The 13,828-nt window shown below is 38.7% G+C and carries 15 protein-coding genes; 8 read left to right on the top strand and 7 right to left on the bottom strand.

Translation table 11 applies throughout. The annotated features are described in order from the left end of the window. Positions 1-97: 97 nt before the first annotated feature. From BMX11_RS02270 to BMX11_RS02285, 4 genes are all read right to left on the bottom strand, one after another. The gene (locus BMX11_RS02270) at positions 98-331 is read right to left on the bottom strand and encodes a hypothetical protein (RefSeq protein ID WP_090880770.1); all 234 of its coding nucleotides are present in this window, start codon (positions 329-331) and stop codon (positions 98-100) included. 506 nt (positions 332-837) lie between these two features. Then, positions 838-1,677 carry an endonuclease/exonuclease/phosphatase family protein gene (locus BMX11_RS02275; protein ID WP_090880772.1) on the bottom strand — a complete coding sequence of 280 codons (840 nt, stop codon included), beginning with the start codon at positions 1,675-1,677 and terminating at the stop codon, positions 838-840. A 27-nt stretch (positions 1,678-1,704) separates the two neighbouring features. Beyond that, positions 1,705-3,108, bottom strand: coding sequence for an alkaline phosphatase (locus BMX11_RS02280; RefSeq protein ID WP_090880775.1), 1,404 nt, complete (start codon positions 3,106-3,108; stop codon positions 1,705-1,707). 114 nt (positions 3,109-3,222) lie between these two features. Beyond that, positions 3,223-3,552 carry a hypothetical protein gene (locus BMX11_RS02285; RefSeq protein ID WP_139180115.1) on the bottom strand — a complete coding sequence of 110 codons (330 nt, stop codon included), beginning with the start codon at positions 3,550-3,552 and terminating at the stop codon, positions 3,223-3,225. 232 nt (positions 3,553-3,784) lie between these two features. Here BMX11_RS02285 and BMX11_RS02290 point away from each other — a divergent pair, with 232 nt between their 5' ends. From BMX11_RS02290 to BMX11_RS02310, 4 genes are all read left to right on the top strand, one after another. Beyond that, a complete protein-coding gene (locus BMX11_RS02290; protein ID WP_090880781.1) occupies positions 3,785-3,994 on the top strand; it encodes a DUF6965 family protein in 210 nt (69 codons plus the stop codon). A 524-nt stretch (positions 3,995-4,518) separates the two neighbouring features. Beyond that, the gene (locus tag BMX11_RS02295; RefSeq protein ID WP_090880784.1) at positions 4,519-5,271 is read left to right on the top strand and encodes an SDR family NAD(P)-dependent oxidoreductase; all 753 of its coding nucleotides are present in this window, start codon (positions 4,519-4,521) and stop codon (positions 5,269-5,271) included. 729 nt (positions 5,272-6,000) lie between these two features. Then, on the top strand, positions 6,001-6,621 hold the full coding sequence (locus BMX11_RS02305; RefSeq protein WP_090880790.1) for a Crp/Fnr family transcriptional regulator: 621 nt from the start codon (positions 6,001-6,003) through the stop codon (positions 6,619-6,621). 288 nt (positions 6,622-6,909) lie between these two features. Beyond that, entirely contained in the window at positions 6,910-7,770 is an 861-nt protein-coding gene (locus tag BMX11_RS02310; RefSeq protein ID WP_090880793.1) for a hypothetical protein, read from the top strand. Between the two features lie 312 nt (positions 7,771-8,082). On the opposite strand, the gene BMX11_RS02315 is transcribed toward BMX11_RS02310, so the two are convergent. Then, entirely contained in the window at positions 8,083-9,579 is a 1,497-nt protein-coding gene (locus BMX11_RS02315; protein WP_090880796.1) for a sulfatase family protein, read from the bottom strand. 177 nt (positions 9,580-9,756) lie between these two features. Between BMX11_RS02315 and BMX11_RS24720 the strand changes: the two genes are divergently transcribed. After that, a complete protein-coding gene (locus BMX11_RS24720) occupies positions 9,757-9,891 on the top strand; it encodes a hypothetical protein (protein ID WP_262502413.1) in 135 nt (44 codons plus the stop codon). Positions 9,892-9,999: 108 nt separating this feature from the next. Beyond that, positions 10,000-10,833, top strand: coding sequence for an alpha/beta fold hydrolase (locus tag BMX11_RS02320; protein WP_090880799.1), 834 nt, complete (start codon positions 10,000-10,002; stop codon positions 10,831-10,833). On the opposite strand, the gene BMX11_RS02325 is transcribed toward BMX11_RS02320, so the two are convergent. Both BMX11_RS02325 and BMX11_RS02330 read right to left on the bottom strand, forming a co-directional pair. Next, positions 10,830-11,597 (bottom strand): response regulator, encoded by a 768-nt coding sequence (locus BMX11_RS02325; RefSeq protein ID WP_090880802.1) that lies wholly within the window; start codon positions 11,595-11,597, stop codon positions 10,830-10,832. The genes BMX11_RS02320 and BMX11_RS02325 overlap by 4 nt on opposite strands. Positions 11,598-11,610: 13 nt before the next feature. After that, positions 11,611-12,306 carry a LytR/AlgR family response regulator transcription factor gene (locus tag BMX11_RS02330; protein WP_090880805.1) on the bottom strand — a complete coding sequence of 232 codons (696 nt, stop codon included), beginning with the start codon at positions 12,304-12,306 and terminating at the stop codon, positions 11,611-11,613. 233 nt (positions 12,307-12,539) lie between these two features. On the opposite strand from BMX11_RS02330, the gene BMX11_RS02335 reads away from it, so the two are divergent. Together BMX11_RS02335 and BMX11_RS02340 are read left to right on the top strand one after the other, a co-directional pair. Then, complete coding sequence (locus BMX11_RS02335) at positions 12,540-13,166, top strand: peptidase M16 family protein (RefSeq protein WP_090880809.1); 627 nt, start codon at positions 12,540-12,542, stop codon at positions 13,164-13,166. Positions 13,167-13,318: 152 nt separating this feature from the next. Beyond that, entirely contained in the window at positions 13,319-13,792 is a 474-nt protein-coding gene (locus BMX11_RS02340; RefSeq protein WP_090881196.1) for a TspO/MBR family protein, read from the top strand. The last annotated feature ends 36 nt before the right edge of the window (positions 13,793-13,828 follow it).

A 13,828-nucleotide genomic window follows, 5' to 3' on the forward strand; every position in this document is an offset into this window, starting at 1 on the left:
TTTTCCGCAAAGAAACGAGACCACGGTGTACACTGTGTGTCTCGTTTTTGTTTTATGAGGTTTCAGGTATACTAATGTACTTAAAAACAATAAGCTACTAATGCACAATTGCTCCCAGGTTAAGATGTGAACCCTCCAGATTTTTTATAGCCTTAACATCTACTGCCATTAAACCAGATTCAGTTAATTCGATTTCATACTCTACTACATCAAATTTATTCAACAGATCAAAAAGTTGTGACTGACGAAATCTGATCTTTTGATTATTGGGGTCTTTTATTATCCCAGATCCAGCAAATCCATTATAGGAGATAACTATTCCAGTTCTCATGTTGGGGATGATTTTAGGTTAATAATTCAATTTAGCTAAGAGGGCTCTATGAAGTTAAGAAGATCTTTTGGTCTTAAACGAATTAGGAATAAAATTGTAAACCAAGTTCACACAAGTAGCTTTTTATTATACAGGAAAAGTGAATGAGAGGATGAGTGAAGGATGGAATGAGTGAATGTGCAGGCGTAGTAACCATTCAAAACTCACTCATTCAAAATTCAATCATTAAAAAATGAGAGGATGAGAGAAGGATAGAATGCATGGGCGTACTTACCATTCAAAATTCACTCATTCAAAATTCAATCATTACCAAAATGAGAGAATGAGAGAAGGATGGAATGAGTGAATGTACAGGCGTACTAACCATTCAAAACTCACTCATTCAAAATTCAATCATTACCAAAATGAGAGAATGAGTGGAGGATAGAATGAGTGAATGTGCAGGCGTACTAACCAAATCATTCACTCATTCAAAATTCACTCATTCAAAATTCAATCATTAAAAATTAAAAAGTTACATCAACCAAAATTGGGAAGTGATCGGAAACAAACTTGCCATGATAAGTATCGGTTAGTATTCCCCAACGGTTGGCTACGATGCCTTTTGTTACGAAAACATGATCGATAATTTCGTAACCATCAACATTTTTCCCCCAGGCATTGAATGAAGAATTGTTAACATAGGGATTTTTAACCTGAGTATAAGTATCTGTTAATGAACCCGAATTAGCGAGGGTTAGATACCATTCACTTTTGTGTCCGCCATTAAGATCTCCGGTAAAAATAGCTGGGGTATTACCGGCAATTTCCTTGATTTTCTTAACCATCAACTTCCCGCTTTCCACCCGGGCAATCTTTCCCTGATGATCAAAATGTGCATTGAAGTAATAGAATTTCTTTTTGGTGCTTACATCTTCCAGATAAACCCAGCTACAAACTCTGTTGCAGCAGGTGGCATCCCAACCTAAACCTGGTTTATCTGGTGTTTCCGACAACCAAAAGTCTCCTTTTTTTAATAGTTTAAATTTATCTTTTTTATAGAAGATGGTCGAATGCTCGCCGGCATCTTTACCATCATCTCTACCTAAACCATAGTGCTCAAATTCGGGCAATAGCCTTTGTAAATCATCTACCTGATTTTTTAGTCCTTCCTGAATACCAAAAACATCATATTGATGAAAGCGAACCAAATTGGCCGCTACCGGCGCTCTTTGCTCCCAGCGGTTCCCGATATCGCCGGCATTGTCATAGCGGATATTGAATGATCCGACGGTGTAGTGTTGTGCAAATCCGCTCAAACCTATTGTACTGAGCAGTAATAAAGATATAATTAATTTAATTTTCATAATAGATACAGTTAATCGCAATGGCTTTTAAATTTTATGGATAAAGTGCTGAGGCATTTCTGCCGCCTCCAGCATCAGGTTATGTATTTCGTAATTCTTTATAAATGGCTTTAATTTCTCTGAACCCGGACCAAACATAGTGAGCTCAACATAATCTCCGGTATGGTTCATCCCTGCCCATTGCACATCTGTGTATTTCCCCATCAGTCTGCCATATTCGTAAAAAGGTAAGTTTGATTCGTTATAAAGTGCTCCAGGAACAATGTCCTTAAAATGAACCATTAGTGAGTTTACATCAGCTGAGCTCATCGCTATACCTTGATGCTCATAAATCAATTCTTTAATCTTTTGTTCTGAAAGTGATTGATTGAGCTGAGCAAGCAACCAGGTATTGCTGTGTTTAAAGTTTTGTAAGCTGTCAAATTTCTTATCGGCTTCATCAGCATAAAATAAACCAGGATTGGCATTTCCATGGTCTGTGGTGATGATGACCAAAGTTTCTCCATCCTGCTCAGCAAATTCAATTACTTTACCTACAGCCTCATCAAAAGCCAATTGATCGAAAATCAGTCCACTTACATCATTAGAATGAGCAGCCCAGTCTACCTTTCCACCTTCAACTTGAAGCACAAAACCTTCCTTATGCTCTTTCATCAATGAAATTGCTGTCATAGCCATCTCTGCCAAAGAAGGTACCGCATCCATTAACCTCTGATCGTGCTTACGGTCAACTTCGTAAGGTAATCCATCCTCGGCAAACAATCCTAATACGGGTTTAGATTTATCGAGTGCTAGCATTTCTTTTTTATTTTCGGCCACCTGAAAACCTTTAGCCAGGTAATCAGGAATAATTGTGCCATCCTTTCTTTTTGCACCAAAATATTTGCTTCCACCACCAATCATCACATCAAAACGAAGATCGAGATACATTTTAGCAATGATGGCCTGCCCGTCGCGGTCATCAATATTCACACAAAATCCGGCAGGCGTAGCATGGGTAATGGGTACCGTAGTTACGCAACCTACTTTTTTGCCTTGTTCTTTGAATTTCTGAAGTATAGGTTGTGGTTTTTCACCTTTAGCTCCAACATTGAGTGAGCCATTAGGTACACGCATACCTCCACCCCATGACGAACTTGCGGCAGCCGAATCGGTAACCATAGAACTGGCAGAAGCGGTATCCATTAAGGCACGAACGGCCTTATTTTCGCGATATAAGCCCAACCATTTACTGCCTTGGCCCCAAGCCCTGTTTGCATAGAGATCGGCCATGTTTAATGTTCCGGTACTCATACCGTCACTCACCATCATAATGATATTCTTAGCTTTCTTTCCTTTACCAACAGGATTTGCAATAACTTCTTTCAGGTCTAAAAATGGCAATCCAATTCCTGCCAGCAAACCTCCCTTCAATAAGGATCTTCTATTCATATGTATTGTGTTTTAATAGGAGGCGTTAAACTCCGGCGAAAATAGCCCTGCTATATTAGCATAATGTCTGGTGCAGAATACCTTATTATAAACTGTATGGCAAAACGATGGTTACTAGCTTCCGTAGCTCTTACGAATGCTTTCTCTTAACAGAATAAATTCTTGTGCAGTTTCCGGGACTGTTCTTCTTAATGCCTTCAATTTTTCGGGCAAAAAACGAAACTTCACTTTGTAATAAAGATCCTGATAAACGGCTACCTGGTCGCAAAGTTCCTGAATCAGTTTCTCATACTTACCAAACACCAGAAAGAGCTCTTCTCTAATTTCCTTTAACTGGTCGCCTTGTTCGCTTTCTACATCCATTGCAGTCTGCAATCGCTCCAAATAGTTAAGCGCCTCTATCAGGTGCTCAAAAGAATTTTTATTTATTCCCCGTATACTCATTAATGATCTCTAGCTTTTTGCAGCGCGCAACAGATACACCATTGACTTATTCGACATACAAGCTTAAAAACGAATTTAGAAATTATAGTTCCCCTGAAGGTTAATCCATTGTTATCATTAAGTTAATAATCCCCGCCAATTAAGGTTATACACGCAGAATTAGCATACATACAGCACATTACAATTTTTAATTACTATCCCTAACAAGCGGTTAAATGGTTAACTTTGCCAAATGTCGATTTCAGAATTAGAAGAATGGTTTGCAAATGCAGCCAAACCCCAAATGCCCGTTTATTTAAGTCCTGCCGATAAGGTAAACGATTATGCCCAATTCTTAGAAAGCCACTTTGAGCCTCTTCGCGCAAATCCGACAAGTAAAGTAAATGCCCCACTTTTAGATAGGCTGATGAAGATGAAATTGGTAATTGAGAGTAATGCTTAGGCGTTACGTTCATCACCAAGGCACCAGGGTTTAGTTACCTTCCATTTACCCAATTTACATTTTTAACCACCTTAGGCACCTAAGAAATCTAAGTTGGGCGAATAAGCTAATTTTCGTATTCGGTCCATCTTACATCCATCCATTTTACATTTCTAACCACCTTAGGCACCTAAGAAATCTAAGTTGGGCCAGCAGTAATTTTTAGCCTTCCGTCCATCTTACATCTATCCATTTTACATTTTCAACCACCTTAGGCACCTAAGAAATCTAAGTTGGGCCAGCAGTAATTTTTAGCCTTCCGTCCCTCTTGCATCTATCCATTTTACATTTTTAACCACCTTAGGTACCTAAGAAATCTAAGTTGGGCGAATAGCTAATTCCGTTTTCCCTGCATCTTACATCTATCCATTTTACATCATTCTAATTTCTTATACTATCGGTTATCTGAATGTCAAAACACATTTAAATGGCAAACATTCCGCTGAGATGCCGGTTAAAACAGTAAGATTTAACAACAATAAATTATGTCATTATTAAAAAATAAAGTGGCCTTGGTTTCTGGAGCAGGATCTGGAATTGGCCGTGCAATTGCCATAACCTATGCAAAAGAAGGAGCCAAAGTTGTAGTAGCCGATATTAACGAAGAACATGCCGATGAGACTGTTAAAATTATTAAAGAAAATGGTGGTGAGGCCATTACGGTAAAGGCCGACTCTTCTAAAGCAGAAGAAAACAAAAGATTGGTAGAAGAAGTAGTATCAAAATATGGTCGTTTGGATATTGCCTGCAACAATGCCGGAATTGGAGGCCCGGCTAAACCAACCGGACGATACGAGTGTGAAGAATGGGATCGCGTAATTGACCTGAACTTAAATGGTGTTTTTTATGCCTGCAAATATGAAATTGAACAGATGGAGAAAAATGGTGGAGGCGCAATCATTAATATTGCCTCTATCCACGGACAGGTTGCGGCTCCAAATAGTCCGGCCTACACCGCCTCTAAACATGCAGTAGTGGGGCTTACCAAAAATATTGCTGCAGAGTATGCCACCAAAAACATCAGGTGCAATGCCGTTGGGCCGGGTTATATAGAAACCCCTCTTCTTTCTGCTAATCTAAGTGATGAAGCGAAAAACGCAATCGCAGCAAAAAGCCCCATCAATAGGTTAGGAACTTCCCAGGAAATTGCAGATCTGGTTGCTTTTTTAAGTTCAGATAAATCATCATTTACCACCGGGAGCTACATTATAGCAGATGGAGGATATACCGCAATATAAATAGCGTTGGAAGCTGGACTAAACTTCGGTTGAGCTCCATCTTCCATCATACTCCCCTACGTTTAAATTAATGTAAAATGTAGTGATGGAAAATGGCCCCTGCACCCCCATCCCACACATCTTGCATTCTTAACGCGTTTGTACTTCTAACAATGGAAAATGTGGTGATGGAAAAGGGAAACTGCTATCGCTATTAAGTCCATCTTCAATCCTCCCATCTTACATCTAGCCCACCCTTTCCTCTTACATAATCTGCGTGATAGAAAATGGGCTTTGCAATCGCTAATAAGTCCATCTTATATCCTCCCATCTTACATCTAGCCCACCCTTTCCTCTTACATAATCTGCGTGATGGAAAAGGGATCCCGTAATCGCTATTAAGTCCATCTTCCATCCTCCCATCTTACATCTAGTTCGCCCTTTCCCCTTACATAATCTGCGTGATGGAAAAGGGATCCGGCGATCGCTATTAAGTCCATCTACCATTCTTCCCTCTTACATCCTTCCCTCTTACATCTATCCTATCAAAATATTTTTCTATTTTTTCAAACCTTATAGTTGTAAACTTCGTATATTAAGTTCAAAACTAAACTCTCCTCGCATGAAAAAAGGCAAAATACATTATCTATCCAGGTAGAATTCTGATTCCAGAGATTATTAATCAGGCATAACTTGGGTTGCCAGCCCTCATTATTTCACCTGCAGCATTTAAATTCATCCCATTAAATTATGCAAACAATTATTTCGCCCCTAAATCCGCTGATATCGTTTTTTAAACAATATGGCACCATTTCAAGTGAATTCATCCATAAATTAGAGGAAGAATGTAGCTTTGTTACGGTAAAAAAAAACAAGCATATTTTATCTCCCATTGATAGCAATGCAGCGCTTTATTTCGTTACCAGTGGTATTGTTCGTGGCTTTATTAAAGAGGGTAGAAAAGATATTACTACCTGGTTTAGCTTTGGCAACGAAATTATCGGAGCCATTCGTCATCCACATGAAAACCCCGGACACTCGGTAGAATATCTCCATGCCTTAGAGGAATGTGAACTGATCAGAATTCCTTATACGTTAATCGATTTCCTTTACGCAAACTTTCAGGAAACCAATTTAATAGGCAGAAAACTTCTGGCACTGCAATATCACGAGGCTTCAGAGCGCTCAATACTGGCCAGAATCCCTACAGCTGCCGGACGATACGATCGATTACTAAAAAATATGAGTGTTAATCTTAACCAAATCCCTTTGCGTTATTTGGCCAGTTTTCTGGGAATGCGGGTAGAAACGCTGAGTAGAATCAGGACTAAAAGCCACATGAACGATAAGGTAAAGCTGAATCAGGCCTAGGCATCCCCAGCTTTCAGAGTACCAACCTTTCACCTAAAATTAACTTGGTGTTATTTGGTGGTTAAAAATGTAAGATGGAGAGATGTAAAATGGAAAAAAACAAAGCTTAGTGGTAAAGTGAAACAACCTTATATTTCTTAGGTGCCTTAGGTGGTTAAAAATTTAATACTAGTAAATGTAAAATGGCAATTAACCTGTTTCAATTGTCAACTTAATACTTTCAAGCAAACAACTTTACCTAATATTAGGATAATTTTTATAGTTTTAGGCTTTACAAGTATAATCTACATGCCATTTACCCCATTGTCCAGAGCGCAGTTATCCGCCTTCAGAACTGAACTACAAGAACAGAAGAGCAGTCCGAGCGAGTGCTTTGCTACACTGCGCCGATTACAGGAGAGTTTTTCCAGAAATGTGGAGGAGCTGGCCATTATGGACTACAGTACATCGTTATTAGGTGCAGAAAGTCAGTACAACGAACTCAAGGGTGAATGTAAATCGGCATACCAAGCCTTAAAGCAGCAGCAAAAACAACTCGATGAACGAATATTAGCTGTAGAACAGAAACTTTATCTGGGCTTGCCTGAAGATTTGGTGGAAATGGAAAAAGTAATTACCGAGCAGGAATTTATCGTAGCGGATCAGGAAAGAATTAATCAGTTAGAGGAAAATATCCTGGAAGAAATGCGAAAGATTGATATTGATCATGGCAAACGCCTGGCAGTACTCGATCAATCTAAAGAGAACAGATCACTGCCTTTAAAATCCAAGCAAGAAGCTTTCCGTTTAAAGATTGATGGTGCAGAAAAGCAGTTGAGCTTTAAAACCAAGGTCTTTAGTTTGGCTCCAATTATTCTTATACCCATTTTAATTGATTTTATTGCTGTTAAAATTGGCATACAGCAATCGGGAGAAAGTCACTTCATTTTTTCACATTATGCATTTTTACTAAGCTTCCTCATCCTGGAGATATTTTTTGCAGAACGCCTTAAGCATTTTGCTGCCAACCGATTAAGCAAAGGGATTTGTTTAACTTTGCTATCAGAACTCGAAGCCTCATTAATAGAAAATGAACGTGAAATACAGAAGCTGGAGCAAAAATGCGGTATCAGCCTTCATGATGTATTAATGGCTTATGAGGATCATTAAATAAGCCTTCACTATTTAAAATTAAAGGCTTCAGAAAAATGAAGTTTTCATGAAGAAATAAAGAAAAAGCACTCAATTTTTGTAGGTATACGAAAGTAATGTTACCTTAGCGCTTGAGAGCGTTAATTTAGATACGGGCGGAAAGGCATTAGTCTTCTGCCCGTTTTTTGTTTCAACATATTTCCCAGCCTGATAACCACTACATCTCTAAATGCACGATCATTTATGCCTATTCTTCAGAACAAACAGGTAAACTTCTATTCATGTGCCAGCCAATCTAATCTCCATTCCGTTTTTTAGAGAGCCTGAATCTTACTTATTCTTAATTTCTTCCAGCAGTGCTGCAAGCGCTTTTACTTTATCTGGATGAGCTGTGGCCAGATTGTTCTTCTCCTCCTTATCCTTGCTTAAATCATATAGCTGTGCCGAACTCAAATTTCCTGTTTCAATGCCTACGAACTTAGCGTAAGCTGGGCCTGCTTGTGGGGTAATATATTTCCAATTATCTTTTATAATGGAAAGTGCCCCACCCTGCTCAACATATACCGATCTGCCTATCCTGTTTTTACCAATAAAAGCATCCCATTGGTTTTCGCTATCTGTAGCCATTCCGTTAGGAATATTTTGTTGAAAAAGTGCTGCAAAAGACTTTAGAAAATCAATTTGTGATACCAAGGCACCAGAAACAGCGGGTTTAATACCAGCAGGCCAATGAATGATAAAGGGTACGCGTGTTCCTCCTTCAAGCGCACTGTATTTTCCCCCTCTGAGAGTTCCGGTGGGCTTGTGTCCGTTTAAACGTGTTACTGCCTCATCCTGATAACCATCATCCAGTACCGGGCCATTGTCGCTGGTAAAGATGATCATGGTATTTTTAGCAATACCCCTGTTTTCCAATTCCTTCATAATTTCACCTACAGTCCAATCCAATTGCAAAATAGCGTCTCCCCTTGCGCCCAAACCACTTTTATCTTTAAACATGGTGGCTGGCATACGGGGAACGTGTGGCTCCGTTAAGGCAAAATAAAGAAAAAACGGATCTTGGTTTTTAGCTGCTATAAATTCCTTTGCCTTGGCTAAAAAGGTAAGGGAAAGTTCCTCATCTGTCCACCGGGCCATCTTGCCACCGGTCATAAATCCAATTCTGCCTATGCCATTCACAATGGTATTATCATGCCCTTGCTGTGGCGAGCTTTTCATTTTTAGTAATTCCGGATTTTCCTTTCCTGTAGGCTCATTACCAATCTTTTGCTGATAATTAACGGCAATTGGATCTGTTTTATCCAAAGCCAATACACGATGATCTTCTACAAAAACGGTTGGTACCCGATCGGCTGTGGCCGGAAAAATGAACGAATAGCCAAAGCCCACCTCGTTAGGTCCTGGTTTTATTTCTTCATTCCAGTTTTTCTCTACCTGCTCGCCCAAACCCAGGTGCCATTTACCTACAATAGCTGTTTGATAGCCAGCATCCTGAAAAACTTGAGGTAGAGTTTTACGGTTTCTGGGAATAATCAAAGCTGCATCACCCGGCAATATTCCCGTTCCCTTTTTACGCCATGGATATTCTCCTGTCATTAAAGCATACCTGGAAGGCGTGCAGGTGGCCGAAGTGGAATGTCCATTGGTAAAGCGTACTCCCCCAGCAGCCAGCTTCTCCAGATTAGGAGTTTTGATTTGGGTAGCCCCGTAGCAGCTCAGGTCTCCATAACCCAAATCGTCGGCACAAATTAATATGACGTTAGGCTTTTTCTGCGCGATGCCTTGCAGACAGAAAAAAGAGAGTAGAAGGAATAATGGAATTCTCATTTAATTCAGGTTAGGTTAAACATGACAACTACTGGACAGCGCTTTTAAAAAAAATTACCCCTCATAGGATAAATTACTCCTGGCCAATTCCAGTTGTTTACAACCAATATAAAGGATTCGCGGAGAATAAAACACAATGCAAACAGATAATTGCTGCGCAAACGTTTGATATAGAGCATGAGGAAGAAGGAGCAAGGAGCAAGGAACAAGGAGCAAGGAGCAAAGAGTGAGGAGGAAAAAGGAGAAATTCTGGCCGGAAGATCAGGTATTCAAAAACTGATAAATATGAATCGTGCAAAGAAAGAATTTTAACCTTTTTGAGCATCTTTGTTCATTATTAAAATTATTTGGAGATGATTAGAACATTCTCTAACTTTCTTAAAGAAACCAAACATTTGTTCACCCTTATTCTGTAAAAATTTGCATCCCATAATCGTTAGAAACAATGTAAACGTCATTGGTGAAGGAAGCCAAGTGATTGTTTTTGCTCATGGTTTTGGCTGTGCCCAAAACTCCTGGAAATTTATTACAGACGCTTTTGTAAAAGACTACCGCTTAGTATTATTTGATTACGTAGGTTCTGGAAACTCAGATGTAAGTCAATATGATTACCATAAATATTCTACCCTGGAGGGTTACGCTTGTGATGTGGTAGATATTATTGAAGCACTAGACCTCAAGGATATTATTTTTGTTGGACATTCCGTAAGTAGCATGATCGGCATGATTGCGGCGCTGCAAAAGCCTGAGATCTTTAAAAAATTAGTCTTTATTGGGCCTTCTCCCCGTTACCTCAATGATAAAGAATATGTTGGCGGTTTCGAGATGAGCGATATTGAAGCGATATTCATGCAAATTGCCCAGGACTATGTTGGATGGACCAAAGCCATCTCTCCTGCAGTGATGCAGAACCTGCATCGGCCGGAGCTTAGCGACTTTTTGCAGGAATGTTTTGAGGCTACAGACCCGAGCATTGCGCTCGCCTTTGCTATGGCTACATTTAAATCTGATAGCAGAGCTAAATTAAAACAGCTGAAAGTACCTAGCTTAACTTTACAGGGTGTAGATGATATTATGGTGCCACTTTCTGCGGGCGATTATATACAACAACATACCCCTAATAACTTTTTAAAAGTGATGAAGGCCACCGGGCATTTTCCGCATATTAGCGAACCAGAAGAAACCATTAGAGAAATTAAAAGTTTTATTGAAGGCAAATATGAAAAGAAAGCCAACAGAAATGTACTAACTTAAAAACCAGCAACTTTTAGATTCCATAAAAATTTAATCACCTCCATTTTTGCTGCTTCACAAATGTGATTGAGCTCGGATAATTTCAGACTAGCTTCTTGCCAGCTTAAATCCTTTTGACAGAGGTATTGAAGAATGATTTCTACCTGAATATCTAAACCCATAATATATAAGGTAGAGCGCAAATGATGTAGGGTTTTGTTAAACAATAAGTGATTTTCCTCATGTAAATATTGTTTGAGTAACTCCAAATCAGTATTTACATGGTGAATAAACTTCTCTGCCATCTCCCTTTCATAATTCCTGTCACCCAAACTCAACTCTTTCAAATAGCTTAAATTGATGGTGCTAAATGACTGATCAATCTCCTTAATCACAATTTCAGGATAGCCCAATTCCAAAAATTGAGTTAATACGCCTACAAAAGCAATTTTATCTATGGGGTAGGTAATGCAGGCATTCATACCAGCGATAAAGCATTTCTCCTTTGTTTCACTGATAGCATCGCGGGTAATCGCCACAATAGGCGTTACCAGTTTGTGCTTAAAACGTAAGCGGTTAGCTACAGCGTAGCCATCCCCTCCCCCTAATTCTGTGTTTAAAAATATCAGCCTGAATTGGTATATTTTCAGTGCATTTAAAGCTTCATCCTCACTGTCGACAAGTACAAAACCAGTTTCATATTCGGTCAAAAATCGGGATATAAACAACTGATCAGCAACATCATCCACAATAACCAAAACCTCTATATTCTTCTTTATCGACATCTGCCAGTTTGCACTAAAGTATTTGCATCCGTTTATTTAAAGCTGCCCTGTAAGCATCAGAAACAGGCACAAAACCCTTATTTATAATTACTGTACTGCCTTCCATGGTGTCAATTTTATTTAAATTGATGATGAAAGAGCGGTGTATCCTGAAAAAAATATCGGCCGGTAATTTTTCCTCCACAGATTTTAAGCTGGAGTATATGGTATAAGTTTGATTGGATAGATAAATTTTTACATGATCTCCTTTAGCTTCCAGGTAGTCAATATCCTTTAGCTTCAATCTTCTAATGGTTCCCGAATCACGAATAAAAACAAATTCATCCTGAACTGAACCTCCAAATAAATTTTGATTCCTGAATATTTCTTTGGCTTTAAATACGGCCTTCAGAAAACGTTCTGCGGTTACCGGTTTGGTAATGAAATCGACCACGTTTAAATCAAAAGCATCAGCAGCATAATCACGATTAGCGGTAATCAAAATAATTAGTGGTTTGTTTTGTCCTAAAGCTCCAACCAGATCCATCCCCGATAGCCTGGGCATTTCTATGTCAAGAAGCAATAAATCTATCTTAACCCTATTTAAAACCAGAAGCGCTTCGATCGCATCTTCACACTCGGCAACAAGATTTAACTCACTGTCAATCTTCATTAACTGTTTTAATATACTTCTGGCAACCTCATTATCGTCAACAATAAGACAGTTCATTTCTAGCGCGTTTCTAAAAATTAAATCTAAGTATATGTGATTAGTATTATTAGAATGAATAACAATGAACAAAATGAACAAATAATTATATTTGCAAAATCCAAATCACTCTCCACCACGTAAGTATGCCCTTTCACAGTGGCACAATGGCTTTACAATGTGTTTTAATGGCAATTCATTTTGTTCATCACTAAATTTATTCAATAAAAAAGAAAATTAAAAAACAGAGTACAATGCACTTATTCAAAACAATTTTATTATCCTCACTCACTGTTTTGGGCAGTTTGAGCGTAAAGTCACAGGAATTTAAAGAACCTGTAAACTTCAAATTAAAGAATGGAATGAACGTAATCGTTTCTGAGAACAAGCATTCTCCGAAAGCTTACGCCAGCTTCACCTTAGATGCAGCTGCATTCAAAAATGAGAAAGACGGAATCGTTGAATTATTAAATGCCGTATTGAATGAGGGAACTCAAAAAAAATCGCCCATCTCTTTTAAAGACAATAGCGGAAAACTGAACACTTCTTTCGCTGATTTCGATCAGGACTTCACCCATTTTGCTGCTTTAATTCAATCTGCAACAATCAATGAGCAATCTTTCAATAATGGAAAGGCGAAGTTACTGATGAGTTTAAAAGCTCAGGATTATGACTACGATCAACGTGTTAACGAGAACAGCATTGCCGCATTAACCATAGATGATGTTAAATCTTTTTATCATTCGATTACACCTGCTAAAACTTATTTAACCATCGCGGGGAACATTGAACTAGCTACTGCAAAATCTGCGGCTAAGAAAGCTTTTGGGAACTGGGCCGTTGCAGAAACAGAAACTTCAGTTTTAGCACATTCAAAATAATTGCCTTTTTTAAATATTAGTTCGGAAGCCTCTTGATGTTTTTCAAGGGGCTTTGTTTTGGCTATAAATTAAAACTCAATACTGAAGCGCAATTAAAGGCGAAGAGGCAAACATTTATTGCGTATCATTGTTTCTTGTTCCAAAATCCGATCATGAAATTTAAACCCGTAGCTTTTATCATTAACATAGCCCTTACATTGGGCATTGGAGCGCTTGCCAGCTATGCAACAGCATCATCTGTAAAAACCTGGTACCCCACCATCAACAAACCTTCTTTTAATCCGCCTAACTGGCTATTTGCTCCGGTGTGGACTACCCTCTATATTTTAATTGGGATTGCAGCGTATTTAGTTTGGATAAAAAGGGATAGCATTGTACACTATCCGCGTACAGTTGCCATCTACTTTATTCAGCTCATTTTAAATTTAGCCTGGTCATTCCTTTTCTTCTATCTCCATGAAATAGGACTTGCACTAGCAGAAATATCTCTATTATTGCTATCCATTATAATCAACGCCATTGTTTTTTACAAAATTGATAAGTGGGCAGGACTACTCTATATCCCTTATATTATTTGGGTAAGTTTTGCAACTTTTTTAAATTATAACCTATTCATTTTAAACTAACTTTAAAAGAAAAGCCTTATTTTTAGAAGGTGGTAA

The organism is Pedobacter rhizosphaerae (genome assembly GCF_900111155.1).
Taxonomy (GTDB): Bacteria; Bacteroidota; Bacteroidia; order Sphingobacteriales; family Sphingobacteriaceae; genus Pedobacter; species Pedobacter rhizosphaerae.

Bases quoted from the DNA above. Each gene is read 5' to 3' on its own strand.
- BMX11_RS02290 (WP_090880781.1), top strand. From the start codon at position 3,785: ATGTCGATTTCAGAATTAGAAGAATGGTTTGCAAATGCAGCCAAACCC.
- BMX11_RS02315 (WP_090880796.1), bottom strand. From the start codon at position 9,579: ATGAGAATTCCATTATTCCTTCTACTCTCTTTTTTCTGTCTGCAAGGC.
- BMX11_RS02275 (WP_090880772.1), bottom strand. From the start codon at position 1,677: ATGAAAATTAAATTAATTATATCTTTATTACTGCTCAGTACAATAGGT.
- BMX11_RS02330 (WP_090880805.1), bottom strand. From the start codon at position 12,306: ATGAACTGTCTTATTGTTGACGATAATGAGGTTGCCAGAAGTATATTA.
- BMX11_RS02335 (WP_090880809.1), top strand. From the start codon at position 12,540: ATGCACTTATTCAAAACAATTTTATTATCCTCACTCACTGTTTTGGGC.
- BMX11_RS02325 (WP_090880802.1), bottom strand. From the start codon at position 11,597: ATGTCGATAAAGAAGAATATAGAGGTTTTGGTTATTGTGGATGATGTT.
- BMX11_RS02270 (WP_090880770.1), bottom strand. From the start codon at position 331: ATGAGAACTGGAATAGTTATCTCCTATAATGGATTTGCTGGATCTGGG.
- BMX11_RS02280 (WP_090880775.1), bottom strand. From the start codon at position 3,108: ATGAATAGAAGATCCTTATTGAAGGGAGGTTTGCTGGCAGGAATTGGA.
- BMX11_RS02305 (WP_090880790.1), top strand. From the start codon at position 6,001: ATGCAAACAATTATTTCGCCCCTAAATCCGCTGATATCGTTTTTTAAA.
- BMX11_RS24720 (WP_262502413.1), top strand. From the start codon at position 9,757: ATGAGGAAGAAGGAGCAAGGAGCAAGGAACAAGGAGCAAGGAGCAAAG.
- BMX11_RS02310 (WP_090880793.1), top strand. From the start codon at position 6,910: ATGCCATTTACCCCATTGTCCAGAGCGCAGTTATCCGCCTTCAGAACT.
- BMX11_RS02295 (WP_090880784.1), top strand. From the start codon at position 4,519: ATGTCATTATTAAAAAATAAAGTGGCCTTGGTTTCTGGAGCAGGATCT.
- BMX11_RS02285 (WP_139180115.1), bottom strand. From the start codon at position 3,552: ATGAGTATACGGGGAATAAATAAAAATTCTTTTGAGCACCTGATAGAG.
- BMX11_RS02340 (WP_090881196.1), top strand. From the start codon at position 13,319: ATGAAATTTAAACCCGTAGCTTTTATCATTAACATAGCCCTTACATTG.